Raw genomic sequence first — 25665 nt, 5'->3', positions numbered from 1 at the left:
CTCGGGGGTGGCTTGGTGTAACGGGTTTGCCCGCTGGACCCCGCCAGAAAACGATTCGAATTGACCCGATTTGCGTCCGACCCGCCCAAAGTTCCTGAGGTAAAAATGATCAAGCGTTCCCTGACCCTGGTTGCAGCCGGTTTGCTGTTCAGCCAAGTCTCTCTGGCTGAGACCACCAAGGCCCCGCTGGACCCGGCCAAAGCCAAGCAGACGGCTGAAACCACTTGCGGTGCCTGCCACGGCGCCGATGGCAACAGTGTCATCCCGGTGAACCCCAGCCTCGCAGGGCAGCACCCTGATTACCTCATCAAGCAGCTGAACAACTTCAAGTCCATCAATGGCAAGCCTGCCGAACGCGCCAACCCTGTCATGGGTGGCATGGCGGCTCCGCTGTCAGCGGACGACATCAAGGCACTGGCCGCTTATTTCTCACAACAGAAGCTCAAGCCCGCAGTGGCTGCCGGCAAGAAAGAGTCGCTGGAGCTCGGCCAGAAAATCTGGCGTGCCGGTGATGCTTCGCGAGGCATCGCTGCCTGTGCCGGCTGTCACGGCCCGGCTGGCGCCGGCATCCCTGCCCAATACCCGCGCCTGTCAGGTCAGCACGCCGCCTACACTGAGGCACAGCTGAAGTCCTTCCGCGATAGCGTACGCGCCAACGACCCCAACGGCATGATGCGCACCATCGCCCTGCGCATGACGGAAGCCGAAATCAAAGCGGTTTCCGACTACGCTGCCGGCCTGCGCTGAGATCCCTTCTCACGCATGTTCGAGGGAGCCGCGCAAGCGGCTCTTTGTTTTTCAGCGCGCCGTTTTGCGCTGCGCCAATCTGCTGTGATGGGCTTCGAAACGCGCCAGCTCGCCCGGACTGAAGCCCGCTTGCAAGCGCGCTGCAACGTTGAGCGGCGGACGGGGCACTGGCGCATCGAAGACTTCGACCAGGCGGGCGTACTCGTCCTCAGCCTGCAGGCCGCGTGCCGCGCACTCAGCGCGGAACCATTGGTCACCAATGGCGACATGGCCGATCTCGTCGCGCAGGATGATGTCGAGGATGTCCAACGTAAGCTCGTCGCGGATCTCGCGCAGACGCGCCTGGATAAGGGGCGTAGCGTCCAGCCCGCGCGCCTCGAGCAAGCGCGGCACCAGTGCCATGCGCGCCAGAAAATCGTCGTGCGTCTTAACCGCCATTTCCCACAAGCCATTGTGGGCCGGAAAGTCCCCATAGGCATGGCCCAATCCGGACAGGCGCTCGCTGAGCAGACCGAAGTGATGCGCCTCCTCCGCAGCCACGGACAACCATTGGGTCACGAAAGCATCACCGCGCGCCGAAAAGCGCAAGACGCAATCCAGCGCCAGGTTGATCGCATTGAATTCGATGTGCGCCACAGCGTGAATCAAGGCCGCGTGGCCATGGGGGGTGTGCACGCTGCGCCGTGGCACGGCATCGGGTGCCACAAGTTCGGGTTTTTCGGGTCGCCCGGCGATCGGCAACCCGGTTAAGGGCAGCTTACCCGTGCGCGTCAGCCCGGCAGCATGCCAGTCCGTCTCCAGTTGGCACGTCAGCCGGCATTTCTCGGCCGGATCGGTCTGCAGCAAGGCCTGCAGCGCCGCCTGCTCAAGCTCTGCCTTCACAGCAACAGAAAGGCCAGCGTCGCCACGAGCGTGGGCAGCAGCGCTGCCAGGAACAGACCGACCGGACTGATCGTCTTGTCGCGGAAGTGCTCCTTGAGGATCGCGAACGCCGCCGGATTGGGGGCATTGGCGATCACGGTCAGACCGCCCCCCGTCACGGCACCCGCGACGAGCGCGTACTTGAAGCCGTCGCTCACACCTTCGACCAGCGAGCCGAGATAGGTCAGCGCAGCGTTGTCGGTCACCGCAGTCAGGCCTAGCGCACCAAAAAACAGCGCGGCGTCCGGCATGTCAGACAACACGGGTTGCAGCCACCAGCGCTGCAGAGCGCCCAACACGACGAGGCCCGCCAGGAAGAATGCGACCAGCAATCCCTCGCGCAGGATGATGCGCTGATGAAACTGCGCATAGGCATCTGCCAACCCAAGGAACAACAGGAAAATTGCCATGAAAACGACGGGGTGATGCGCGTAGAACACAACCCCTGCAAGCATGAGCAGATGCAGCAAGGTCAATAGCCATGGCACGCGCCGCGCGTCATCACTTGCGCCAGCCACCGGCACGGTCAGAGTCAGCGCCTTGCGGAACCAGACGGTGAGTGCCAGTGCGTTCACGAGGACAGCCAGCGCGGCTTTCCAGCCAAATGTATTGAACATGAAACTGCTATCCCATTGCCAGGCCCCGGCAACCATCAACACAGGCGGTGCTGCGAAACTGGTCATCGTGCCGCCAATCGAGATATTGACGAACAGCACACCCAACGTGGCATAGGCCAGACGATCCGGAATTCCACTCTTGTAGAAACGGTCCCGCAGCATGAGCGCGGCAAGCGTCATGGCGGCTGGCTCGGTGATGAGCGAGCCCAGCAACGGCACCAAGCCCATCAGCGCAAAGAAGATGCCGAGGTTCTCGTGGACGGGAAGGATGCGCGCAAACAGGCGCACGGCGGCCGCACAGAGATCAAGAATGGGCCGTGAAGCCGCGATCACCATGATCGCGAACACGAACATCGGCTCGGTAAAGTTGAGACCTTCGAGGTAATTCACGGCGGCATCGCCACCTTGCAACGCCCCCATGCTCAGCAGCAGCAGACCAGCCCATATGCCAAACACCACTTCGACTTCGCCGAAGAAATGCCACAGCCCGCTGTGGGCCGAATCGCGATGCGCGAGGCGCTCGAACTGACTGGTGAGGAAGGTGTGCAGGATGGCCAGCGCAAAGAGCGCCGTGGCAATCAACTCAATCGGCTGGGTCATGCAAAATCTCCAGAAGCGGGCCTTACATACCCGGGAACATGCCCTTCATGCCACGCATGGCCCCCATGCCGCGCATGAGTTTGCCCATGCCGCCCTTGGAAAACTGCTTCATCATTTTCTGCATCTGTTCGAACTGATTGAGCAGGCGATTGACCTCTTGCACCTGAACCCCCGCACCAGTCGCGATGCGGCGCTTGCGACTGGCCTTGATGAGTTCGGGGTTGGCACGCTCGGCCGGCGTCATGGAGTTGATGATGCCTTCGACACGTCGCATGGATTTCTCTGCTGCATCGCCCTGGATCTGCGACGCGGCTTGCGAAAACTGCGCCGGCATCTTGTCGAGCAGGGACGAGATGCCGCCCATCTTGCGCATCTGGCTCATCTGCTCCTTGAAGTCATTGAGGTCAAAGCCCTTGCCCTTCTTGAGCTTGTCGGCGAACTCCTTCGCCTTCTCCTCGTCGACCATATTGCGCGCTTCTTCGACCAGCGACAGGATGTCGCCCATGCCGAGAATGCGGCTGGCCATTCGCTCCGGGTGGAATTCGTCGAGCCCGGTGAGCTTCTCGCCCACCCCGGTGAACTTGATCGGCTTGCCCGTCACATGACGCACAGACAGCGCCGCACCACCGCGCGAATCACCGTCGAGCTTGGTCAACACGATGCCCGTGAGCGGCAAGGCTTCGTTGAAGGCCCGCGCGGTGTTTACGGCATCCTGACCCAGCATGGCGTCGACCACGAACAGGGTCTCGATCGGCGTAATCGCAGCGTGCAGCGCCTTGATCTCAGCCATCATCGCCTCGTCAACAGTCAAGCGGCCGGCAGTGTCCACCAACAGCACATCGAAGTAATGGCGCCTGGCATGATCAATGGCAGCGGCAGCAATATCGAGCGGTTTCTGCGTCGCCTCAGAAGGGAAGAACTCGGCACCAGCCTGCTGGGTCACCGTCTGCAACTGCGCGATGGCGGCCGGACGATAGACGTCGCAAGATACGGTCAGCACTTTCTTCTTGTGCTTCTCACGCAGGAACTTGGCGAGCTTGCCGACTGTGGTCGTTTTACCCGCGCCCTGCAGACCCGCCATGAGGATGATGGCCGGTGGCTGCGTCGCAAAACTCAGTGCTGACTGGCTGCCCCCCATGATGGCAGTGAGCTCCTGATGCACAACGCCCACCAGCGCCTGCCCCGGCGTCAGAGACCCAACGACTTCCTGACCGACCGCCTTCTCGCGGACCCGCGTCGTGAACTCCTTGACGACAGGTAGCGCCACGTCGGCCTCCAGCAAGGCCATGCGCACTTCGCGCAGCATCTCGCTGATGTTGTCTTCCGTCAGGCGGGCCTGGCCGCGCAGGGTCTTGACGACTTTGGCGAGCCGGTTGGTCAGGTTATCAAGCATGGGATGTACGACTCGAAGAAACAAGCAGGCGGGATCGCGCTGCCGGCACGCAGGAGGCGTGCCGCGCTACACTCGCGGGATGGACGCCATTCTACTGCATCTGGTTCCCGCCTCTGCCTACGCACTGCTGGCCCTTGTGGTATGGCGCGCGCCCAAACGGATTGATGCCACCAGCACGGCAGCCGCCTCACGCATCCTCCTGGCGGCCGGCCTGCTCACACACGGCTTCGTGCTCGGCTACGACATGCTGGATGGGGCAACCCTGCGCTTTGGCCTCGCCCCGGCGCTGTCGCTGACGCTATGGCTGGCTCTCGTGCTGTACTTCGCCGAGAGTTTCGTGACGCGCCTGGATAGCCTGCTGTTGCTGGCGCTGCCTGTAGCCAGCGTATGCTGCCTCCTGCCGCTGGCCTTGCCCGGCGACGTACAGATCACAACGCCGGGCTGGGGACTGCGCCTGCATCTGGTGGTAGCCATGCTGGCCTACAGCCTGTTCGCGCTCGCCGCGCTGCATGCCGTGATGCTGGCCGTCACCGAACGGCGCCTGCATCATGCGCAGCTCGACGGCGACCTTGATCGGCTACCGCCCCTGCTGACTGTAGAAAACCTGCTGTTCCGCCTGATTGCGGTCGCTTTCGTCTTCCTCAGCTTGACGCTGGCGTCCGGTTTGCTGCTCCCCGATCTCCCGACGACCCGTCCTCTGACGGTCAAATACAAACTGGGTTTCACAGCAGCGTCATGGCTGGTTTTCGGCGTCCTGCTCGCAGGGCGTCATCTGCGTGGATGGCGCGGCCGCGTGGCACAACGCTGGACCGGGGCCGGCTTCACGTTCCTGTTGCTCGCCTACGCAGGCACGCATTTCGTCCTGGAAGTGCTGTTCAAGCGCTGACGCACTCAACCTGTCAGTGCGTGGGCCGAAAACACAGGGAGTGCGGCGGTTCAGCCAGCGACATGCTACAAACCGGGAACGGCATGCCCCGATAACCGCTCATTTGCCGCAAAGCGAGGCAGGGCAAGGGAAACCGCCGATCTCGCCGCAGCGGCAAAGGCTTTACAAGTCGTCCTGTAAAGTGCAACATCAACAAAGACATGTAAGTCATTGATCTTGAATCTGAACACATGGCAGCAACCCCACAATCAGCGCTAAGCGGTCTGGCCAGGGCTCTTGTCCAGCAAGGTCGCATGCCGGAAGCCGACGCCGCCGCCTGTTCGGCGCCCAGCACCAACCCCGGCGGATTCGTCGGCGAAGTCGTGTCGCGCGGCCTCATGAAGGCTTCAGAAATCGCCGTGTTCAGCTCGGAAACTTTCGGTTTCCCCATTCTTGATCTGGCGGCGGTCGACGACTCGCAAATCCCGCGCGACGCCATCGACCCCAAGCTCGTCACAAAACACCAGGTCGTTCCGCTCGCCAAGCGCAACAACCGCGTCACGGTTGCGCTGGCCGACCCGACAAATCTGCGCGCGCTGGACGAGATCCGCTTCCAGACCGGCATGGTGGTCGACCCGGTCATCGTTGAAGTCGACAAGCTCGCCCCGCTGCTGACCCGACTGACAGAAAGCACGGCCACCACGCTGTCCGATCTCACCAAAGGTGACGATTTCGACATGGGTGACCTTAACGACGGGGTCGAAATTGCCGACGGGGATGCCAATACAGATGTTGGCAGCACAGGCGCGGACGTGGATGATGCACCTGTCGTCCGATTCATCCAGAAAATGCTGGTAGATGCCATCAACGAAGGCGCATCGGACATCCACTTCGAGCCCTACGAAAAGTATTACCGCATCCGGTTCCGTACGGACGGCGTGCTGCGTGAGGTTGTGCAACCGCCCCTCGCCCTGCGCGACAAGATTTCTGCGCGCATCAAGGTTATCTCGCGTCTGGACATCGCCGAGAAACGCATTCCGCAAGACGGTCGCATGAAGCTGGTGCTGTCCAAGACCAAGGCTATCGACTTCCGCGTCTCGACCCTGCCGACGCTGCACGGCGAAAAGATCGTGATGCGTATTCTCGACCCCAGCTCAGCCATGCTCGGCATCGATGCACTGGGCTATGAGCCGGAACAGAAGGCTGCGCTACTGGATGCGGTCAATCGCCCCTACGGCATGGTGCTCGTTACCGGTCCGACCGGCTCCGGCAAAACCGTCTCGCTCTACACCTGCCTCAACATCCTAAACAAACCGGGCGTCAATATCTCGACGGCCGAGGATCCGGCCGAAATCAACCTGCCAGGCATCAACCAGGTCACCATGAACGACAAGGCGGGCCTGACTTTTGCCGCCTCGCTCAAATCCTTCCTGCGTCAGGATCCGGACGTCATCATGGTCGGCGAAATCCGTGACTTGGAAACCGCCGAGATCTCGATCAAGGCCGCCCAGACGGGCCACCTTGTGTTGTCGACGCTTCACACCAACGATGCGCCGACCACGCTGGAACGTCTGCGCAACATGGGTGTAGCCCCCTTCAACATCGCCTCCAGCGTCATCATGATCACCGCCCAGCGGCTGGCCCGCCGCCTGTGCAATTGCAAGAAACCCATCGATATCCCGATGGAAGTGCTGATCGAAGCCGGCTACACCGAGGCGGATCTGGACGGCAGCTGGCAAGCCTTCGGTCCGAACGGCTGTGACCGCTGCAAAGGATCAGGCTATAAAGGGCGTGTAGGCATTTATCAGGTCATGCCGGTGTCGGATGAAATCCAGCGCATCATCATGACTGGCGGCAACTCCATTGATGTTGCAGCGCAAGCCCAGATCGAAGGCGTGAAGGACCTGCGCCAGTCCGGCCTGCTCAAGGTCAAGCAAGGCGTCACTTCGTTGACTGAAGTGCTCGCCACTACGAACGAATAACGCCACAGGACGCACACATGGCTACAGCCACCGCTCGCAGTCGTCGCGCAGCACCAGCGCAGGAAGCACTCTTTACCTGGGAAGGCAAGGACAAGTCCGGCAAAATGGTGCGCGGCGAAATGCGCGCCGCGACCGAAAACGTTGTCCAGGCTGCGCTGCGCCGCCAAGGCATCTCCGTCCTCAAGGTCAAGAAACGCTCCTTCGCACGTGGGTCCAGCGTCAAGGACAAGGACATTGCCATTTTCACGCGCCAGCTCGCCACGATGATGCGTGCCGGTGTGCCCTTGCTGCAGTCTTTTGACATCGCAATCAAGGGTTCAGGCAACCCCGCCATGGCGCGGCTGATGAATGACATCCGTAACGACGTCGAAACCGGCACCAGCCTGTCGCAGGCGCTGCGCAAGCGCCCCAACTACTTCGATGCTCTGTACTGCAACCTCGTTGGAGCCGGCGAACAGTCCGGCGCACTGGAAAACCTGCTGGACCGACTGGCGATCTACAAGGAAAAGATTCTTGCCATCAAGAGCAAGATCAAGTCTGCATTGTTCTACCCCATTGCCGTGATGGTGGTCGCATCCGCAGTGGTCAGCGTGATGATGCTGTTCGTGATTCCTGAGTTCAAAAAGGTGTTCACGAGCTTTGGTGCCGACCTTCCCGCTCCGACCTTGCTGGTGATGGGCATCTCGGACTTTTTCGTTGCCAATGCCATTTTCATCTTCCCGGGCATTGCGGCAATTGTTTTTGGCTTCCTGTATGCCCATAAACGCTCTACGGCGATGCAGGCGACGACAGATCGCCTTATCCTGCAGGTGCCCGTCATTGGCGACATCATTCGCAAGGCCACGATTGCACGCTGGACTCGCACCCTGTCAACCATGTTCGCTGCGGGCGTCCCGCTTGTCGAAGCACTGGATTCCGTCGCTGGTGCCTCCGGCAACAAGGTCTATTACGCTGCCACCAAGGTGATCCAGAATGAGGTGGCAACCGGTACAAGCCTGACCGTCGCGATGCAGGGCGTACAAATTTTCCCGGCCATGGTGGTTCAGATGATCTCCATCGGCGAAGAATCCGGCCAGCTCGATGGCATGTGCGGCAAGGTTGCCGACTTCTTCGAGCGCGAGGTTGATGACATGGTGGCCGGTCTGTCACAACTTATCGAGCCGCTGATCATCGTCTTCCTCGGCACCATCATTGGCGGTTTGGTTGTCGCCATGTATCTGCCGATCTTCAAGATGGGCGCGGCGATCGGTTGATGCTCGATTTTCTGCAAGACCCGATCGCCCTCGCGCTCCTCGCAGCCGTTCTCGGTCTGACGGTCGGTAGCTTCCTCAACGTCGTCATCCATCGCTTGCCGCGCATGATGGAGAAAGGCTGGCTGCCTGACGCCGTTGGCCTGCTCGCGGAAAAGCTGCCAGAGGCTTTGAGCAAATCCCTTCAGGACTGGTGGCAAACAGAGAGCGCCAAAGAGCCACGCTACAACCTGGCTGTACCGCGTTCGGCTTGCCCGCATTGCGGCCACAAAATCGGCGCTCTCGAGAACATCCCGGTTATCAGCTACCTTGTCCTACGTGGTCGCTGTCGCGGCTGCAAAGCCCCCATCAGCAAACGCTATCCTCTGGTCGAATTGCTCACCGGCGCGCTATCCGCCCTCGTGGCATGGCATTTCGGCTACAGCCTGGCCTGTGCGGGCGCTTTGTTGTACGTCTGGAGCATGATTGTCCTGACCTTTATCGATCTGGACACGATGCTGCTGCCGGATGACATCACCCTGCCGCTTATGTGGCTGGGACTGCTGCTCAACCTCAGCGCTACTTTCGTACCGCTGAAAGAAGCCCTCATCGGTGCCGTGGCCGGCTACCTCATCCTGTGGTCGGTGTTCTGGGCCTTCAAGCTGACTACCGGCAAGGAAGGCATGGGTTACGGCGACTTCAAGCTACTCGCCGCCATCGGGGCCTGGCTGGGCTGGCAGGTTCTGCCAGCAGTAATCCTGCTCTCATCGTTGGTGGGGGCTGTGGTGGGCATTTCGATGATCGTCTTTGCCAAGCATGGCCGCGAGATGCCCATCCCCTTCGGCCCTTATCTCGCAGCGGCTGGCGTCATCTCCCTGTTTTCCGGCGACACGCTGACGCGCCTTATCTTCGGCGCTTGAACTCCGCGGGCGGCACCCACATCTGCAATCCAGGTGCTGCGTCCACGCGCTGGCTCGCACGGTTTTTGCTGCGATGCGCTAGACTGTTTCCCGAATTTCCGGAGTTTCAACATGCCTATCTACGAATACCGTTGTGCAGATTGCGGTGTCAGCAAGGATCACCTGCAGAAGGTCAGCGACGCCCCCATCGACACCTGTCCCGCCTGTGGCAGCAAGGCTTACAGCAAAGCCCTTACTGCTGCGGGCTTCCAGCTCAAGGGCAGCGGCTGGTACGCCACGGATTTCAAGGGCGGCGGCAGCGGCAACACCACCAAGACAGAAGAGAAATCTTCCGCCTCGACCACCGAAAGCTCAAGTGCGGGTGGCGCCTGCAACCCCGGCTGCGCGTGTCACTGATTAGCCCCTGATGAAGAAATATCTCATTACCGGCCTGCTGGTCTGGGTTCCCCTCGCCATTACGGTCTGGGTATTGCAGTCCATCGTTGGCACCCTTGATCGCAGCATCCTGCTGTTGCCGGAACACTGGCGCCCGACTCAATGGCTGGGCTTCGAGATCTGGGGGTTGGGCGCCTTGCTGACCATCCTTGCAGTGCTGCTGACGGGTGTCATTGCCTCCAACTTCTTCGGCGCCCGCATCCTCCGCTTCTGGGAGGGCGTGCTGACGCGCATCCCGGTCGTGAAGTCGATCTACTCCAGTGTCAAGCAGGTCTCGGATACCTTGCTCGGCCCCGGCGGCCAAGCTTTCCGCGACGCGCTGCTGGTGCAATACCCGCGCGCAGGCTCATGGACCATCGCCTTCCGCACCGGCAGCCCGGCACCGGAGATTGCCGCATTGCTGCCTGAAGAATGCGTCAACGTCTATGTGCCGACCACGCCCAACCCTACGTCAGGCTTCTTCCTGATGGTGCCGAAGAAGGACATCATCGAACTGGACATCAGTGTCGATGCGGCGCTCAAGCACATCATCTCCATGGGCGTCGTCCCGCCCGAAAAAACCAGCGAGCCCCATTAGGGCGAATCCGGTAAAATGGCGGGCTGCCCTGTTACGGCAGCCCGTTTTCTTTGTGAAGCCATCGCAGCGCAGCGCTTCACAAGCCTGACCCTTTCAGCATCAGAGTTTTCTGGAGCCCTTCAATGCGCACCACCTACAGCGGTCTCGTTTCCGCCGCTCACCTCGACCAGACCGTCACCCTGTTCGGCTGGGCCCATCGTCGTCGCGACCACGGCGGCGTGATCTTCATCGACCTGCGCGACCGCGAAGGTCTGGTGCAGGTTGTCTGCGACCCCGACCGTGCCGACACCTTCAAGGTCGCCGAAGGCGTGCGCAACGAGTTTTGCCTCAAGGTGGTCGGCAAGGTGCGTCGTCGCCCCGAGGGCACGACCAACAGCAACCTCATATCGGGCGAGATCGAAGTGCTGGCGCATGAGCTCGAAGTACTCAACCCCTCGGTGACGCCCCCGTTCCAGCTCGATGACGAAAACCTCTCCGAGAACGTTCGTCTGACGCACCGCGTGATCGACCTGCGCCGCCCGGCGATGCAGAAGAACATGCTGCTGCGTTACAAGACCGCACGCGCCTTCCGCCGCTTCCTCGATGACGCCGGCTTCATCGACATCGAAACACCCATGCTCACCAAGAGCACGCCGGAAGGCGCGCGCGACTACCTCGTGCCCAGCCGCGTACACGACGGCCAGTTCTTCGCGCTGCCGCAATCGCCGCAGCTCTTCAAGCAATTGCTGATGGTGGCCGGTTACGACCGCTACTACCAGATCACCAAGTGCTTCCGCGACGAAGACCTGCGCGCTGACCGCCAGCCGGAATTCACCCAGGTCGATATCGAGACCTCGTTCCTCACCGAGAACGAGATCACCGGCATCATGGAAAACCTGATCCGCTACGTCTTCAAGGACGCCATCGACGTCGAGCTGCCGAATCCCTTCCCGCGCATCACCTACCAGGAAGCCATGGCGCGCTACGGCTCGGACAAGCCCGACCTGCGCGTGACGCTGGAACTCGTCGACGTCGCCGACGCAATGAAGGATGTGGCGTTCAAGATTTTCGCTGGTGCCGCCAACGATCCGGCGTGCCGCGTTACCGCCCTGCGCATTCCTGGCGGCGCCGCATTGACTCGTGGCGAGATCGACGGCTACACCGAGTTCGTCAAGATCTATGGTGCCAAGGGCCTCGCCTACATCAAGGTCAATGACGTCACGAAGCTCAATAAGGAAGGCCTGCAATCCCCCATCGTCAACAACCTGTCTGAAGAATCGCTGCGTATCGTCATGGAGCGCACCGGCGCGCAGACTGGCGACCTGATTTTCTTCGGTGCCGACAAGACCAAGGTCGTCTCCGACGCACTCGGCGCACTGCGCACGAAAATCGGTCACGAGAAGGGCCATGTCGATGGTCGTCGCTGGGCGCCGGCCTGGGTGGTCGACTTCCCGATGTTCGACTACGACGAGGAAGACAAGCGCTGGGTCGCCTGTCACCACCCCTTCACTTCACCGAAGGACGAGCACCTCGAATACCTCGAAACCGACCCGGGCAAGTGCCTCGCCAAGGCCTACGATCTGGCGCTGAACGGCTGGGAACTCGGCGGCGGCTCGGTGCGTATCCACCGTGCTGACGTGCAGGAAAAAGTCTTCAAAGCACTGGGCATCGGCGAAGAAGAAGCCCAGCTCAAGTTCGGCTTCCTGCTCGATGCGCTGAAGTACGGCGCACCGCCCCACGGCGGCCTCGCTTTCGGGCTTGATCGCATCGTCACCATGATGACCGGTGCCGAGTCGATCCGCGACGTGATCGCCTTCCCGAAGACGCAACGCGCACAGTGCCTGCTCACGCAGGCGCCGAGCTTCGTCGACGAAAAGCAGCTGCGCGAACTGCACATCCGCCTGCGCAACCCGGTCAAGACCGAGGAAGCCGCTGGCTGATCGGCAGTTCCCTCAGCCACAAGAAGGGCGAGCCACGGCTCGCCCTTCTTGTTGTCGGTGAGACGCGCGATCAGGACATAGAATCACCATTCACCCCGATGGAGAACTGCCATGTCTGCCGCACGCCCCTTGCTGCTCCACCCGCAATCGCGCGACATCGGCTTCACTGTGCGTCGCCTGTTACCTGCAGTACAAGCACGCAGCATCGGCCCTTTCGTTTTTCTGGATCATATGGGCCCCGCCCGCTTCAAGGCGGGCTCCACCGAGAACGACGTGCGCCCGCACCCCCACATCGGGCTGGGAACGCTGACCTACCTGTTCAGCGGCGCGATCATGCATCGCGACAGCCTGGGCATCGTGCAACGCATCGAACCGGGCGCCGTGAACTGGATGTGCGCCGGACGTGGCGTGGTGCACTCGGAGCGCTTCCCGGAAGATCTGCGCAGCAGCGACACCACGGTCGAGGGCATCCAGATGTGGCTGGCCTTGCCCGCCGACAAGCAAGAGGTCGAGCCCAGTTTCCAGCACTACCCGGCTGACGTGCTGCCGCGCTGGCAAGACGCAGGGGCGCATTGGCACCTGCTGATCGGGCACTGGGGCGAACGCAGCTCGCCCGTGACGCAGCTCTCCGACACTTTCTATGTCGCAGGAGAACTTGCGACCGGCGACCGTTTCAGCTTTCCTGCCCACGTGATCGAACGCGCGCTCTACGTCGTCAGCGGCGCGCTGAAGCTCGGAGAAGACAGCGCAGGCGAAGGCACCCTGGTCGTGCTGCCGGCCGACTGGCAAGGCGACATAACGGCTACCGCTGACAGCCGCGTCATGCTGCTCGGCGGCGCGCCCCTCGATGGGCCACGACACATGTGGTGGAACTTCGTGTCGACCTCACGCGAGCGCATTGCCCAGGCCTATGAAGACTGGGAAGCGGGTCGCTTCCCGGTCGTCCCCGGCGAGACCGAGTACATTCCCGCGCCGCCGCTCAAACCGGCCACCTGAGCCTGCCGGGGCGCCCGGCGAAACCGCTACACTCCCGCCACGATGCCAAAGCTGACCCGCACCGCGCTCCCCGCGCTCGACTTCTCCGTCCCCGCTCCCCTCGCTGCCCGCAAACCCAAACGCCTCGTTGCCCACGGCCATACACGGAACGATCCGTACCATTGGCTGAGTCAACGCAAGAACCCGGCCGTGCTGGCCCATCTGCAGGCCGAGAACGCCTATGCCGACGCGGCGCTGGCGCCGCTGTCCGCCCTGCGCGAAACGCTGTACACCGAGATGCTGGCGCGCATCGAGGAAGACGATCAGTCGGTGCCGGTGAAGCTTGGCGAGTGGATGTACTACAGCCGCACAGAACAAGGCCTCGCCTACCCCATGCACGTGCGCAAGCACATCGTGAATGGCCAATGGGCGTCCTCGCCCGAAGAAGTGCTGCTGGACGAGAACGCGGAAGCCGAGGGCAAGCCCTTCTACGAGGTCGGCGACTTCGAAGTCAGTCCCGATGGCAGCTTGCTCGCCTGGGCCGAAGACACGCGCGGGAATCGTCAGTACCGCTTGCGTGTGCGCGACCTCGGCAAGGGCAGCGATCTGCGACTGCGCCGCGACCGCATAACCAGCCTGGCCTGGGCCAATGACAACCGCACGCTCTTCTACACCACCGAGGACGTGCAGACCCAACGCTCCTTCCAGCTCTGGCGACACCGCCTCGGCGAACGCGAAGACATCCTGCTCTACACCGAGGAGGACGAACGTTTCTCGGTCTCGCTGATGCGTACGCGCAGCAACGGCTACCTTGTGCTCACCAGCGGCAGCCACACTACCAACGAGCTGCGCCTGCTACCGGCGGATCAGCCTGACGCGCCCTGGCAGCGCTTCGCCGCGCGGCGTCCGGACATCGAATACGAGCTCGACCACTATCGCGGCACGCTGGGCGACTTCCTGCTCCTGCGCATCAATGACACCGGGCCGAATTTCAGGTTCTGCATCACCCCCGCCGACGACTGGCGACCTGAGGCCTGGCGCGAACTGCTGCCCCATGACGACGACGTGGTCATTGAAGGCATCGATCTGTGGCGCGACTGGCAGGTGCTGAGCCTGCGCGTGCGCGGTCAGCAGACCCTGCGTGTGACCTCGCTCAGCGATGGCGCCACGCACGACATCGCCTTTGCCGATCCGGCCCACGCCGTCGAAATCGAAGACCTGCCGGAATGGGAATCCCCCTTCCTGCGCTACGAATTCGAGTCCTTCACCACGCCGGACTCCACGTTCGACTATGCCCCGCTCGCGCAGCAAGCAACGTTGGTCAAACAGGTCCGCATCCTTGGCAGCTTCGATGCCAGCCACTACTCCAGCGTCCGGCTCGAAGCCGTCGCCGCAGACGGCACGCACATCCCCATCTCGCTGGTGCATCACCGTGACACCCCGCTGGATGGCAGCGCCCCGCTATGGCTGGAAGGCTACGGCGCCTATGGCATCGCGTCTGACCCCTGGTTTTCGAGCACGCGCCTGTCGCTGCTCGATCGCGGCTGGATCTATGCCATTGCCCACGTGCGCGGTGGCGGCGAGAAAGGACAGTGCTGGCATGACGGCGGGCGCCTGCAAGACAAACCCAACAGCTTCAGCGACTTCATCGCCTGCGGCGAAACCCTGGTGACGGCGGGTTACACCCGCGCCGGCCGCATCCTGGCCAACGGTGGCAGCGCAGGCGGACTGCTGGTCGCCGCCAGCCTTCGCCTTAACCCGGCCCTGTTCGGCGCGGCCATCCTCGACGTACCTTTCGTCGACGTCGTGACGACCATGCTGGACCCCAGCCTGCCGCTGACCATCGGTGAATACGAAGAATGGGGCAACCCGCAGCAAGAGGCCGACTACCACCGCCTGCTCGCCTGGTCACCCTACGACACCCTGGACGAGCGCCCCTACCCGCCCGTGCTCGTCGAAGCCGGCCTGCACGACAGCCAGGTCATGTATTGGGAACCCGCCAAGTACGTGGCCCGTCTGCGCGAACGCAAAGGCTCGCCGGCCCTGCTGGTCACCAACCTGGAGGCCGGGCACGGTGGTGCATCCGGCCGCTACGCCGCCCTGCGGGAACGCGCCCGCCAACTGGCGTTCGCCCTCGCCGCGATACCCGTGTCCGAGAGCTGAAGCGCCAACCGGCGCGGGACAGCACCGGGAAGCGCCCCGCCAACTGCCCATGCCAGCGGAGTGGTCGGCCATTAAAGGAATCGCTCACCCGTGCCGTTTCTAGGGATCTGCACGAACTAATTGTGTCGCCCCGACATGCCCCAAGACATCAGCACCATCTCCGTGATGATTGTGGAGACCAACTCCAGCATGCGCACCCAGCTGCGCAACATGCTGAGCATGTGCGGCATCACCCAGGTCAATCTGGCCGTAACCGCCGGGGTGGCCATCCGCAAGCTGCGCGAGCTGAACTTCGACATCATCCTCTGCGAGTACCACCTCGGGGACGGGCAGGATGGCCAGCACCTGCTCGAAGACCTGCGCAGCCACCACCTCATCCCGCTGTGGACAGTCTTCGTCATGATCACCGGCGAGAGCTCCTACGAGCGCGTTGTCAGCGCCGTAGAGCTGGCGCCCAACGACTACATCCTCAAGCCCTTCTCGTCCGACCTGCTGCTGGAGCGGCTCTCCAAGGTGCTCACCAAGCGTGACGCCATGATGCCGACCTACAAGCTGATCGAGGCCGGCAACCTGCTCGACGCCATCGAATCCTGCCGCAGGGGTGAAGAACAGTACCCGCAGTACCTCATCGACTTCCTGCGGCTGCGCGCCGAGCTGCATCTTGCAGCCGGACAGAACGACGAAGCGCAGGAGATCTACAAGCAAGTCCTTGAACAGAAAGCCGTACCCTGGGCAAAACTGGGGCTGGCCAAAACCCTGTTCCTGCAGAAACGCTATGACGAGGCCGAGGCTGGATTCAAGAGCCTGATTGAAGAAAATGCGCAGTACATGGACGCCTACGACTGGCTGGCCAAGACGCGCGAGGCGATGGGCGAACTGCAACAGGCGCAGGACACTCTGCAAGAGGCCGTCAAGGTCTCTCCCCACACCACACGCCGTCTGCGCAAGCTTGGTGAAGTCTCGAACGAACTGGGCGACCACGAAACGGCCATCAAAACCATGTCCGAAGTGGTCCGCAAGGGCAAATATTCCGACTTCCGCGACCCCGAAGACCACGTCGCACTGGTCAAAGCCCAGCTCGGCAAGGGCGATGCCATCGCCGCCAACGCCACCCTGCGCGACCTCGAACGCAGCATGGATGGCCTGCCCAAGACCGAACTCTGCAAGGCCCTGTCCACCGCCATGGTCGCCACCCAGGCCGGCGACTCGGATGCCGCCATTGCCGCGCTGGAAAACGCAGTCAAACACAACGATCCGCGCATTGGCGCCACGCTCTCACTGAAGAAAGATCTGGCCCGCATCTGCATCGAGCACAAACGTGACGACGCCGCGGCCGAAGTCATCATGGACGTCATGCGCCATGCCGCCGATGACGACGCCGTCGAGAGCATCAAGAACATGCTCGCCGAACTGGGCCGGCCTGAGCTCGGCGAGCAGCTCGCCACGCGCATCCGCGACGAGGTCAAGGACCTCATGTCCGAAGGCGCCCGCCTCGCCCAGCGCGGCGATTTCGACGGTTCTGTGCGCCAGATGATGCAGGCGGTACAAAAGCTGCCTGGCAACATCAACGTGCTGTTCAACGCCTCGCTATCCCTGCTCAAGCACATAGAGAATCAGGGCTGGAACCCCAAGTTCGCTGCCGACGCCCGCACCTACATCGACCGCGTGCGCAAGACCGACCCCGGCAACGAGCGCCTCAAAGCCATCACCAACTACTTCCACGGTCTGCTCAAGAAGCACGGCATCAAGTCCAACGAGTTCTAGATCGAGGGACGCATCGGTAGCCCAGCCGCCCATGCTTTCGTAGGTGCGACTTCAGTCGCACAGCCAGAGCCCGTTCCACGACCTGCGTCTGACTGAAGTCAGACCTGCTGCTCGACGACCCGCGTCCGACTGAAGTCGGACCTGCAGCCCCTCGCCACCGATCGCTGATCCTCGCCACCCGAGCTGGCTTGGTATAATTCCAGCTTTGTCCTGGCAGCAGCTGCCTCCCGCAGCCCCCCCTCAAAAGAACTCCCCGAAAGAAAGCCATGAGCGAAGCAAAGATCATCTACACCCTGACCGACGAAGCCCCGGCACTGGCCACCTACTCCTTCCTGCCCATCGTTCAGGCTTTCACCAAGACGGCAAACATCGCTGTCGAGACGCGGGACATCTCGGTCGCCGCCCGTATCCTTGCCAACTTCGGTGACTTCCTGAAGCCCGAGCAGCAAGTGGCCGACGCCCTCTCCGAACTCGGCGAGCTGGCCAAGACGCCCGAAGCCAACATCATCAAGTTGCCCAACGTCAGCGCATCGGTGCCCCAGCTCAAGGCCGCCATCAAGGAGCTGCAATCGCAAGGCTTCGCAGTGCCGGACTTCCCCGAGAACCCGACGACCGACGAAGAGAAGGCCATCAAGGCCCGCTACGCCAAAGTGCTCGGCAGCGCCGTGAACCCCGTGCTGCGCGAAGGCAACTCCGACCGCCGCGTCGCCAACGCCGTCAAGCAATACGCCAAGGCCCACCCGCACTCGATGGGTGCCTGGAGTGCTGACTCCAAGAGCCATGTTGCCCACATGACTTCGGGCGACTTCTACGGCAACGAGAAGTCCGCCGTCATTGCCAAGGCCGGCACCCTCAAGATTGAATTCACCGACGAAGAAGGCAACATCAAGACCCTGAAGGAAGTGAAGGTCAAGGACGGTGAGCTGATCGCTTCCACCTTCATGAGTGCCAAGAGCCTCAAGGCTTTCTACGAAGCCCAGGTTGCCGATGCCAAGGCAAAGGGCGTGCTGTTCTCGCTGCACCTCAAGGCCACGATGATGAAGGTCTCCGACCCCATCCTGTTCGGCTACGCCGTCAGCGCCTTCTACAAGGACGTGTTCGCCAAGCACGCCGACACCTTCGCCAAGCTCGGCGTCAATGTGCGCAACGGCATCGGTGACGCCTACGCCAAGATCCAGTCCCTGCCTGAAGCCGAAAAGGCCGCCATCGAAGCCGACCTGCGCGCTGCCGAAGCTGCCGTGCCGGTCGCCATGGTCGATTCCGACAAGGGCATCACCAACCTGCACGTACCCAGCGACGTGATCGTCGACGCCTCCATGCCCGCCGCCATCCGCGCCTCGGGCCAGATGTGGAACGCGGCCGGCAAGTTGCAGGACGCCAAGTTCACCATCCCCGACCGTTGCTACGCGGGCGTGTATCAAGCCGTCATCGACGACTGCAAGGCCAACGGCGCTTACGACGTGAAGACCATGGGTACCGTGCCCAACGTCGGCCTGATGGCCCAGGCGGCCGAAGAGTACGGCTCACACGACAAGACCTTCGAAATCCCGAGCGACGGCACCGTCAAGGTCGTTTCTGCCGACGGCACCGTGCTCACCTCGCACGACGTTGAAGCCGGCGACATCTGGCGCATGTTCCAGACCAAGGACATCGCCGTGCAGGACTGGGTCAAGCTCGCCGTCGGCCGCGCCCGCGCCACCAACACGCCCGCCGTGTTCTGGCTCGACGAAGCCCGCGCCTACGACCGCAACCTCATCGAGAAGGTCAAGACCTACCTCAAGAACCACGACACCAGCGGCCTTGAGCTGCCGATCCTGTCGCCGGTCGAAGCCTGCAAGCTGTCAGTCAAGCGCATCCGCGCCGGCCAGGACACCATCTCGGTCACTGGCAACGTGCTGCGCGACTACAACACCGACCTGTTCCCCATCCTCGAACTCGGCACCAGCGCCAAGATGCTCTCCATCGTGCCCCTGCTCGAAGGCGGTGGCCTGTACGAAACCGGCGCCGGCGGCTCGGCACCCAAGCATGTGCAACAGTTCCTCGAAGAGAACTACCTGCGCTGGGACTCACTCGGCGAATTCCTCGCGCTGCAGGTTTCCATCGAAGAACTCGCCGTCAAGACCGGCAACAAGGCCGCGGCCGTGATCGCCAAGTGCCTCGATGAAGCCAATGCCAAGTTCCTCGAGAACGACAAGTCGCCCGCCCGCAAGGTCGGCCAGATCGACAACCGCGGCAGCCACTTCTACCTCGCGCTGTACTGGGCACAAGCTCTCGCAGCGCAAACTGAAGACAGCGCCCTGCAAGCGCGCTTCAAACCCGTCGCCGAGAAGCTGACGGCCGACGAAGCCAAGATCGCAGGCGAGCTGATCGCCGCCCAGGGCAAGCCGAACGACATCGGTGGTTACTACTACCCGTCGCCCGCCAAGTGCTCCGCCGCCATGCGTCCCAGCGCCACGCTGAACGCCGTGCTGGCAAGCATCTGAGCGAATCGGTACTGATGGCACAACAAGGCCCGCGCAAGCGGGCCTTGTTGTTTGTCGCATTCAGTCTTTGGCGGCCTGCACATCGTCAGGCCCCACATCGCAGAAATCACTCTGCCACTGCTCACCGAAAGACATCAGACGCTCCTGCTGCACCCCCAGCAGATTGCACACCAACGGGCTGCCACGGCGGTAGCCCACAATGCGCAAGCGGCGTATCCAGGCATGGTCCTGCTTGTCTGGCCGCACCTGCACGACACCACCACGCAGCGTGCCGGCCAGGCTCACCTCATCGAGGCGCAAGCGCATCTGGCGTGCCGTGTCGGGTGCAAAAGCGTTGATCGTCTCGCCGTAACCCGAGAAAACGAACTGACGCAGATTCAGCGTCGAGGCCGTGGTGTTGATGCGGAACAGCGCGCCAAAACGCCCGAAGGCGCTGCCGCCGGCGATGGTGACGTCCCGCCCGCCACTCTCAGACGCACTCTGGATGACGGCGGATTGCTGAACCACGGAGGGACAGTTGATGCGCCAGTGCACGTTCTCCAGCGTGCAGGCACCGTCACAACTCACGTAGCTGTCGATCAGGGTCACATTGCGCAGGGTCGCGCCATCGGCGAGCATGAACAGCGGCCCGGCCGGCCCCAGACGATTGCAGGGCTGGCTGATGACGAGGCCCGCGCAATCGAGGTCGCGCGCCACGTTAAGCGTGATCTCGCCCGTCGGCGGCACACAGGCACTGCGCCCGCTGGCCCAGGCCGCGAATTCCGACACCTGTGCCGCACCACCGCGCGTGCTGTCGATGTGCAGGCGCACCCCCTCGGTCAGACTTGGCGGAATCACCAGCTTGCCCTGCGGAATGCCACTGCCCGCCTGCACCTGACGCCAGCGCCCATCACGCAGCACCTCCACTCGCCAGACACGAATGCGCGGCTGTGGCTCGCTGACACGCAAGGCGGTTACCAGTACGGGGGCAGTGAATTCCAGCGCAAGCCAGTTTCCACCCTCTGTACTTTCGGCAACCCAGCGCGTATCGGGGTTGGCGTCCGCCGCCTGCGACGCGCTGTAGCCGGGTGCGGCGCCCGAAGCGGAAATGCGCGCACCGGGCACCGGCACGTCGGCCCGCACAGGTGCCGCCAACAGCAGGACGCAACAGACAAGGAGGAGGCGGAAGGCGCCGTTTTGCATGGTGGCGAACAATGACGGCAAGCCGCGCGCAAAGCAATCATGCAGGGCACAAGCGAACAGCAAGAAAGCGGATGCGGCGTCCGGACAAAGTCGCGAGAATGGCGCTGTCGCATAACAGGCTGTTGCAAAGCGTATCGCTGTATTGCAATAGCCGAAGCAACCCCTCCCGGCCTCCCCTTGTCAGGGGAGGAGCAGATCACCCCGGGCTCGTGCAGCGTCCTCCCCTGACAAGGGGAGGGTTGGGGAGGGGTTTCGTGGCCCGGCAACGGATTGAAAGCCCGCACTTGGCACCCAACAACCCACGCCACCTCTCCGCCATCCTCGCCGCCTGCCAGCTCATCGAGGCAGAAAGCACGCTGCCGCCGCTTGCTGCACTGGCCGGGGCGGCGCAGCTGAGCCCGCATCACTTCCATCGCCAGTTCAAGGCCGTGCTGGGCATCACGCCGCGCGCCTACGCCGACGCAATCCGCGCCCTGCGTCTGCGAGCAGCCTTGCCGACGTCTGGCTCAGTCACCGATGCGCTATTCGAAGCCGGATTCAGTTCCAGCAGTGGCTTCTACGAACGCGTGCAGTCACTGCTGGGTATGACACCGGCGGCATTCCGCAAGGGTGGCGAAGGCGAACGCATACGCTTCGGCATTGGGCAATGCACATTGGGCGCGATCCTCGTCGCGGCGACCGGCAAGGGCTTGTGCAGCATCGCACTGGGCGATGATCCGGTGGCGCTGCTGGAGGCGCTGCAGGAACGCTTCCCGCACGCCGAGCTGTGCGGTGATGAACCGGACTTTGAAGACTGGATGGCGTGCGTCATTGGCTTTGTCGACGGGCGCGATGCGAATCTGGCGCTGCCACTGGACGTACGCGGCACGGCCTTCCAGCAACGTGTGTGGCAAGCGCTGCAATCGATCCCGCCCGGCAGCACGCTGAGCTACACCGAGCTGGCGCAAAAGCTCGGCACGCCGCGCGCCGTACGTGCAGTCGCCTCGGCCTGCGCTGCCAACACACTGGCCATTGCCATCCCCTGTCATCGCATCGTGCGCAGCGACGGCAGCCTGTCAGGCTACCGCTGGGGTATTGATCGCAAACGCATGCTGATCGACCGCGAGGCGAAGGTGGCCGCTTCTGCATCTCTTGCTCCCGCATGACGGGCGACCTGTTCGCCGCGCTGCCACCGCAGCGTCATGACGAAGCCATCGCTCCCGGTGCGATGCTGCTGCACGCCTTCGCCCTCGAACAAGCAGACGCCTTGCTGTCCCTCATATTCGCCGTGACGCAGGCTGCACCGCTGCGACTGATGCAGACGCCGGGCGGCTACAGCATGTCGGTCGCCATGAGCAACTGTGGCAAAGCGGGCTGGGTCAGCGACTCACACGGCTATCGCTATGCAACGCATGACCCGCTCAGCAACACGGCATGGCCAGCGATGCCTGCCCTCTTCCAGCAACTTGCTCAGGACGCCGCACACGCAGCCGGCTTTGTCGACTTCATGCCCGATGCCTGCCTCATCAACCGCTACGCCCCTGGTGCGCGCATGTCGCTGCACCAGGATCGCAACGAACGCGACATGGCCGCCCCCATTGTCTCCGTCTCGTTGGGCGTGCCCGCCACCTTCCTGTTTGGCGGCCTGACGCGCAGCCAGCGTCCCGCACGACATCGCCTGCAACACGGCGATGTTATCGTCTGGGGCGGCCCGTCGCGACTGGCCTTTCACGGCGTCGCGCCCGTCGCGCATCAGCATCACCCGGCCACTGGCGAGTTCCGTTACAACCTGACTTTCCGCAAAGCACGCTGACGCATGAGTACGGCTCTCGACACCCCCGCAGCACGACACCTCGCCGCCTGCGACCCGGACTGGGCCACGCTGATCAGTCTTGTCGGCACCTGTGCGCTGGATGCAAGCACGAGCGAGCGCAGCAACCGTGAGCCTTACGAAGCCCTGGTACGCTCCATCGCTTATCAACAGCTGCACGGCAAGGCTGCAGAGACGATTCTCGGTCGCTTCCTCGCGCGTTTTCCGGATACGCCCTTCCCGGCGCCGGCACAGGTACTGGCCTGCGACGTGGCTGACATGCGCGCCTGCGGCTTCTCGGCAAGCAAGGTCGCAGCGATCAGGGAAATCGCTGACAAAACGCTGGTCGGCGTCGTACCGACGCGAGCCGAAGCCACCACGCTGAGCGACGAAGAACTGATCGCACGCATCACCACGCTGCGAGGCGTCGGTCGCTGGACCGTGGAGATGCTGCTGATCTTCACACTGGGGCGACCCGATATCTGGCCCGTGGATGACTTCGGGGTGCGGGAGGGCTGGCGCGCGATCAAGGGCCTGCCAGAACAGCTCAAACCGCGCGACATGCTCATCTTGGGGGAGGCCTTGCGTCCTTATCGCTCGACAGCGGCCTGGTATCTGTGGCGTGCCGCCGATCTGTACAAAGCGCATCTGCGCGCGCAGAAAGCAACGTAATCCCGACTCCGTCATTCCCGCCAGCTTTACAACCGGCGCAGCCGCACGACGCTCCCCTCTCCCGCCTGCGGGAGAGGGGTTGGGGGAGAGGGCATTCGCGGGAATCCAGTGACGTTCAACATGTGTCTAAAGTCGCTGGGTTCCCGCCTTCGCGGGAACGACATACTTGAAGCAAGTCCGCGCTTTAATCCCGCAGCTCTACGCGCTCGCGGAACAACGCCAGCGCCTCCGGATTCGCCAGCGCCTCGACATTCTTCACCGGCTCACCATGCAGCACGCGCCGCACGGCAAGCTCGACAATCTTGCCGCTGCGCGTACGCGGAATATCAGCAACCTGCAGGATCTTGGCCGGCACGTGGCGCGGCGTGGTGTTGTCGCGGATGGTCTGGCGGATGCGCGCCTCGAGCGTGGCATCAAGGCTCAAACCCTCGCGCAGTCGCACAAACAGCACGACGCGCACGTCCCCCTGCCAATCCTGCCCGACGACGATGGACTCCTGCACTTCGTCGAGCTTCTCGACCTGGCGATAGATCTCGGCCGTACCGATGCGCACACCACCGGGATTGAGCGTGGCGTCGGAGCGCCCATGTATGACGAAACCATCATGGAGCGTGCGTTCGCAATAGTCGCCATGGCACCACACCCCGGGGAAGCGTTCGAAGTAGGCCGCGCGATAGCGGCTGCCATCCGCGTCGTTCCAGAAGCCGACCGGCATGCTGGGAAAGGGACGCGTGCACACCAGCTCGCCCTTTTGCCCGCTGATCGCTTGGCCCTCCTCGTCCCATACTTCGACCGCCATGCCCAGCCCTGCGCACTGAATCTCGCCACGCCACACTGGCAAGGCCGGGTTGCCGAGCACGAAGCAGCTGACGATGTCGGTGCCTCCCGAGATGGAAGCGATCTGTACGGTGGGCGAGATATCGCGATGGATGAAATCGAAGCTTTCCGGCAATAGCGGGCTGCCCGTCGACATGAGCACGCGCATCGCTGAGAGGCCAAAGTGTTCGCGCGGTTTGAGATGGATCTTGGCGAGTGCGTCGATGTACTTGGCCGAGGTCCCGAAGTGCGTAAAGCGCTCAGCCTCGGCGTATTCCCACAGCACGCGCCCATGGTGCAGGAAGGGGCTTCCGTCGTAGAGCATCAGCGTGGCGCCGCTGGCGAGTCCCGTGGCCAGCCAGTTCCACATCATCCAGCCGCAGGTGGTGTAGTAGAACAACCGGTCGCCTTCATGCAGGTCGCTGTGCAGGCGATGCTCCTTGAGATGCTGCAGCAGGGTGCCGCCCGCGCCATGCACGATGCATTTCGGCACCCCTGTCGTGCCCGAGGAATACATGATGTAGAGCGGATGATCGAAGGGCAGACGCAGGAAGTCCGGCTCCTGAGCCCGATGGTGAGGCGCAAGGAATTCATCGAGCGTCAGCGTGCTTTCGGTACTGACAGTCAGTGCGTCGCCAAGGCAAGGCACCAGCACCATGCAACGCACGCTTGGCAGGCCAGCGAGGATGTCCGCGAGACGCGGCTGCACGTCGATGCGCTTGCCGTTGTACCAGTAGCCATCGCAGGCCAACAGAACGACAGGCTCGATCTGGCCGAAGCGATCCAGCACGCCCTGTACGCCAAAGTCCGGCGAGGCGGAGCTGAACACCGCGCCCAGGCTCGCTGCAGCCAGCATGGCGATTATCGTCTCGGGCACGTTGGGCAGGTACGCCGCGACGCGGTCGCCGGGTTGCAGGCCGCAGGTGCGGAATGCCGCCGCCATGCGCGCGACCTGTTGGCGCAGTTCGACGCGGCTCAGGCGCCGAGCTATCTTGTCTTCGCTGCGAAACACCAGAGCGTCAGGATTGGCACCCGGGCTGTCATTGCCTCGCAGCAGGTTCTCGGCAAAGTTGAGGCGCGCTTCCGGGAACCAGCGCGCGCCCAGCATGGTATCGGCGCCTTGCAGCGCCAGCTCGCCGGGCTCGCCGATGACGCCACCAAGATCCCAGACTGCGCGCCAGAAGCGTTCCTGCTCACGGATCGACACGGCATGCAATGCCGCGTAGTCCGTGCAGCCCATGCCCTGCATGAAGGCGGCCATCTGTGACGTCGCGCCGGGCCGCCACAAGGGCTCACTTTCCCGCGGCCCATCGCTCAACGGCTTACTCATCGACGCTTCTGTCATCGCCCTGCCCCGGTATGCAACATCCACAGTCTGGCTCAAATAAAAAGCCCCGCAAGTGCGGGGCTTTTTACTGATGCTTTACCGAGCCGAGGTCGGCAGGCCAGGGAGCCGGCGATCAGAGGGGCTTCTTCTGCTTGGAGTGGCATTCAGCCTGGTAGACCGAGCGCAGCACCGAACGGGGCATGCCCTTGTAAAGGCGCTTGGCGAACTTGGACAGGCAACGACGCTCGATCGAGGAGCGGCGCGTACGGGTGGTAGTCGAGGCCATGGA

General features: G+C 62.8%; 21 protein-coding genes. 15 read left to right on the top strand and 6 right to left on the bottom strand.

The genetic code is table 11. The features are described from left to right. The first annotated feature begins 105 nt into the window (after positions 1-105). Positions 106-747: a c-type cytochrome gene (locus ABEA02_RS01055; protein WP_345530961.1), complete on the top strand. Its 642-nt coding sequence runs from the start codon at positions 106-108 to the stop codon at positions 745-747. Positions 748-798: 51 nt separating this feature from the next. Here the strand turns inward: ABEA02_RS01055 and ABEA02_RS01050 are convergent, their stop codons facing one another. The 3 genes from ABEA02_RS01050 to ffh are packed head-to-tail and all read right to left on the bottom strand — an operon-like array spanning position 799 to position 4278. Further along, positions 799-1629 (bottom strand): ferritin-like domain-containing protein, encoded by an 831-nt coding sequence (locus ABEA02_RS01050; RefSeq protein ID WP_345530960.1) that lies wholly within the window; start codon positions 1627-1629, stop codon positions 799-801. Next, positions 1626-2885 carry a putative Na+/H+ antiporter gene (locus tag ABEA02_RS01045; protein ID WP_345530959.1) on the bottom strand — a complete coding sequence of 420 codons (1260 nt, stop codon included), beginning with the start codon at positions 2883-2885 and terminating at the stop codon, positions 1626-1628. Before ABEA02_RS01045 ends, ABEA02_RS01050 begins: the two co-directional genes overlap by 4 nt. A gap of 22 nt (positions 2886-2907) precedes the next feature. Continuing rightward, positions 2908-4278, bottom strand: coding sequence for a signal recognition particle protein (gene ffh / locus ABEA02_RS01040; protein WP_345530958.1), 1371 nt, complete (start codon positions 4276-4278; stop codon positions 2908-2910). Between the two features lie 79 nt (positions 4279-4357). On the opposite strand from ffh, the gene ABEA02_RS01035 reads away from it, so the two are divergent. The 11 genes from ABEA02_RS01035 to ABEA02_RS00985 all read left to right on the top strand — a co-directional run bounded on the left by ABEA02_RS01035 (position 4358) and on the right by ABEA02_RS00985 (position 19590). Beyond that, positions 4358-5164: a cytochrome C assembly family protein gene (locus tag ABEA02_RS01035; protein WP_345530957.1), complete on the top strand. Its 807-nt coding sequence runs from the start codon at positions 4358-4360 to the stop codon at positions 5162-5164. 230 nt (positions 5165-5394) lie between these two features. Continuing rightward, on the top strand, positions 5395-7125 hold the full coding sequence (gene pilB, locus ABEA02_RS01030; protein ID WP_345530956.1) for a type IV-A pilus assembly ATPase PilB: 1731 nt from the start codon (positions 5395-5397) through the stop codon (positions 7123-7125). 17 nt (positions 7126-7142) lie between these two features. Next, entirely contained in the window at positions 7143-8378 is a 1236-nt protein-coding gene (locus ABEA02_RS01025; protein WP_345530955.1) for a type II secretion system F family protein, read from the top strand. After that, complete coding sequence (locus tag ABEA02_RS01020) at positions 8378-9274, top strand: prepilin peptidase (protein ID WP_345530954.1); 897 nt, start codon at positions 8378-8380, stop codon at positions 9272-9274. Before ABEA02_RS01025 ends, ABEA02_RS01020 begins: the two co-directional genes overlap by 1 nt. Before the next feature lie 111 nt (positions 9275-9385). Further along, the gene (locus tag ABEA02_RS01015; RefSeq protein WP_345530953.1) at positions 9386-9670 is read left to right on the top strand and encodes an FmdB family zinc ribbon protein; all 285 of its coding nucleotides are present in this window, start codon (positions 9386-9388) and stop codon (positions 9668-9670) included. A 10-nt stretch (positions 9671-9680) separates the two neighbouring features. Beyond that, positions 9681-10286, top strand: coding sequence for a DUF502 domain-containing protein (locus ABEA02_RS01010; protein WP_345530952.1), 606 nt, complete (start codon positions 9681-9683; stop codon positions 10284-10286). A 122-nt stretch (positions 10287-10408) separates the two neighbouring features. Next, on the top strand, positions 10409-12205 hold the full coding sequence (aspS, locus tag ABEA02_RS01005) for an aspartate--tRNA ligase (protein ID WP_345530951.1): 1797 nt from the start codon (positions 10409-10411) through the stop codon (positions 12203-12205). Positions 12206-12316: 111 nt separating this feature from the next. Then, on the top strand, positions 12317-13201 hold the full coding sequence (locus ABEA02_RS01000) for a pirin family protein (protein WP_345530950.1): 885 nt from the start codon (positions 12317-12319) through the stop codon (positions 13199-13201). 42 nt (positions 13202-13243) lie between these two features. Then, positions 13244-15343 carry a S9 family peptidase gene (locus tag ABEA02_RS00995; RefSeq protein ID WP_345530949.1) on the top strand — a complete coding sequence of 700 codons (2100 nt, stop codon included), beginning with the start codon at positions 13244-13246 and terminating at the stop codon, positions 15341-15343. A gap of 135 nt (positions 15344-15478) precedes the next feature. Further along, positions 15479-17107 carry a tetratricopeptide repeat protein gene (locus tag ABEA02_RS00990; RefSeq protein ID WP_345530948.1) on the top strand — a complete coding sequence of 543 codons (1629 nt, stop codon included), beginning with the start codon at positions 15479-15481 and terminating at the stop codon, positions 17105-17107. Between the two features lie 266 nt (positions 17108-17373). Further along, complete coding sequence (locus ABEA02_RS00985) at positions 17374-19590, top strand: NADP-dependent isocitrate dehydrogenase (RefSeq protein WP_345530947.1); 2217 nt, start codon at positions 17374-17376, stop codon at positions 19588-19590. A 60-nt stretch (positions 19591-19650) separates the two neighbouring features. Here ABEA02_RS00985 and ABEA02_RS00980 read toward each other — a convergent pair whose 3' ends face one another. Beyond that, positions 19651-20772, bottom strand: a complete 1122-nt coding sequence (locus ABEA02_RS00980; protein WP_345530946.1) for a pectate lyase — start codon at positions 20770-20772, stop codon at positions 19651-19653. 284 nt (positions 20773-21056) lie between these two features. On the opposite strand from ABEA02_RS00980, the gene ABEA02_RS00975 reads away from it, so the two are divergent. The 3 genes from ABEA02_RS00975 to ABEA02_RS00965 are packed head-to-tail and all read left to right on the top strand — an operon-like array spanning position 21057 to position 23233. After that, the gene (locus tag ABEA02_RS00975) at positions 21057-21917 is read left to right on the top strand and encodes a methylated-DNA--[protein]-cysteine S-methyltransferase (RefSeq protein ID WP_345530945.1); all 861 of its coding nucleotides are present in this window, start codon (positions 21057-21059) and stop codon (positions 21915-21917) included. Next, positions 21914-22564, top strand: coding sequence for a DNA oxidative demethylase AlkB (gene alkB, locus ABEA02_RS00970; protein ID WP_345530944.1), 651 nt, complete (start codon positions 21914-21916; stop codon positions 22562-22564). Before ABEA02_RS00975 ends, alkB begins: the two co-directional genes overlap by 4 nt. A 3-nt stretch (positions 22565-22567) precedes the next feature. Next, on the top strand, positions 22568-23233 hold the full coding sequence (locus ABEA02_RS00965; protein ID WP_345530943.1) for a DNA-3-methyladenine glycosylase family protein: 666 nt from the start codon (positions 22568-22570) through the stop codon (positions 23231-23233). A gap of 184 nt (positions 23234-23417) precedes the next feature. On the opposite strand, the gene ABEA02_RS00960 is transcribed toward ABEA02_RS00965, so the two are convergent. Then, positions 23418-25379 (bottom strand): acetoacetate--CoA ligase, encoded by a 1962-nt coding sequence (locus ABEA02_RS00960; RefSeq protein WP_345530942.1) that lies wholly within the window; start codon positions 25377-25379, stop codon positions 23418-23420. 130 nt (positions 25380-25509) lie between these two features. Next, positions 25510-25662, bottom strand: a complete 153-nt coding sequence (locus ABEA02_RS00955) for a hypothetical protein (RefSeq protein WP_345530941.1) — start codon at positions 25660-25662, stop codon at positions 25510-25512. Positions 25663-25665: the final 3 nt, after the last annotated feature.

The organism is Viridibacterium curvum, from assembly GCF_039544165.1.
Taxonomy (GTDB): Bacteria; Pseudomonadota; Gammaproteobacteria; order Burkholderiales; family Rhodocyclaceae; genus Viridibacterium; species Viridibacterium curvum.
Note: the sequence above shows the minus strand (reverse complement) of the source record. Positions and strands in the feature narration are given on the sequence as shown.

Bases quoted from the DNA above. Each gene is read 5' to 3' on its own strand.
- ABEA02_RS00985 (WP_345530947.1), top strand. From the start codon at position 17,374: ATGAGCGAAGCAAAGATCATCTACACCCTGACCGACGAAGCCCCGGCA.
- ABEA02_RS01010 (WP_345530952.1), top strand. From the start codon at position 9,681: ATGAAGAAATATCTCATTACCGGCCTGCTGGTCTGGGTTCCCCTCGCC.
- ABEA02_RS01015 (WP_345530953.1), top strand. From the start codon at position 9,386: ATGCCTATCTACGAATACCGTTGTGCAGATTGCGGTGTCAGCAAGGAT.
- ABEA02_RS00965 (WP_345530943.1), top strand. From the start codon at position 22,568: ATGAGTACGGCTCTCGACACCCCCGCAGCACGACACCTCGCCGCCTGC.
- ABEA02_RS00960 (WP_345530942.1), bottom strand. From the start codon at position 25,379: ATGAGTAAGCCGTTGAGCGATGGGCCGCGGGAAAGTGAGCCCTTGTGG.
- ABEA02_RS01035 (WP_345530957.1), top strand. From the start codon at position 4,358: ATGGACGCCATTCTACTGCATCTGGTTCCCGCCTCTGCCTACGCACTG.
- ABEA02_RS01025 (WP_345530955.1), top strand. From the start codon at position 7,143: ATGGCTACAGCCACCGCTCGCAGTCGTCGCGCAGCACCAGCGCAGGAA.
- ABEA02_RS00990 (WP_345530948.1), top strand. From the start codon at position 15,479: ATGCCCCAAGACATCAGCACCATCTCCGTGATGATTGTGGAGACCAAC.
- ABEA02_RS01055 (WP_345530961.1), top strand. From the start codon at position 106: ATGATCAAGCGTTCCCTGACCCTGGTTGCAGCCGGTTTGCTGTTCAGC.
- ABEA02_RS00955 (WP_345530941.1), bottom strand. From the start codon at position 25,662: ATGGCCTCGACTACCACCCGTACGCGCCGCTCCTCGATCGAGCGTCGT.
- ABEA02_RS01000 (WP_345530950.1), top strand. From the start codon at position 12,317: ATGTCTGCCGCACGCCCCTTGCTGCTCCACCCGCAATCGCGCGACATC.
- alkB (WP_345530944.1), top strand. From the start codon at position 21,914: ATGACGGGCGACCTGTTCGCCGCGCTGCCACCGCAGCGTCATGACGAA.
- ABEA02_RS01020 (WP_345530954.1), top strand. From the start codon at position 8,378: ATGCTCGATTTTCTGCAAGACCCGATCGCCCTCGCGCTCCTCGCAGCC.
- ABEA02_RS00980 (WP_345530946.1), bottom strand. From the start codon at position 20,772: ATGCAAAACGGCGCCTTCCGCCTCCTCCTTGTCTGTTGCGTCCTGCTG.
- aspS (WP_345530951.1), top strand. From the start codon at position 10,409: ATGCGCACCACCTACAGCGGTCTCGTTTCCGCCGCTCACCTCGACCAG.
- ABEA02_RS01045 (WP_345530959.1), bottom strand. From the start codon at position 2,885: ATGACCCAGCCGATTGAGTTGATTGCCACGGCGCTCTTTGCGCTGGCC.
- ffh (WP_345530958.1), bottom strand. From the start codon at position 4,278: ATGCTTGATAACCTGACCAACCGGCTCGCCAAAGTCGTCAAGACCCTG.
- ABEA02_RS00995 (WP_345530949.1), top strand. From the start codon at position 13,244: ATGCCAAAGCTGACCCGCACCGCGCTCCCCGCGCTCGACTTCTCCGTC.
- pilB (WP_345530956.1), top strand. From the start codon at position 5,395: ATGGCAGCAACCCCACAATCAGCGCTAAGCGGTCTGGCCAGGGCTCTT.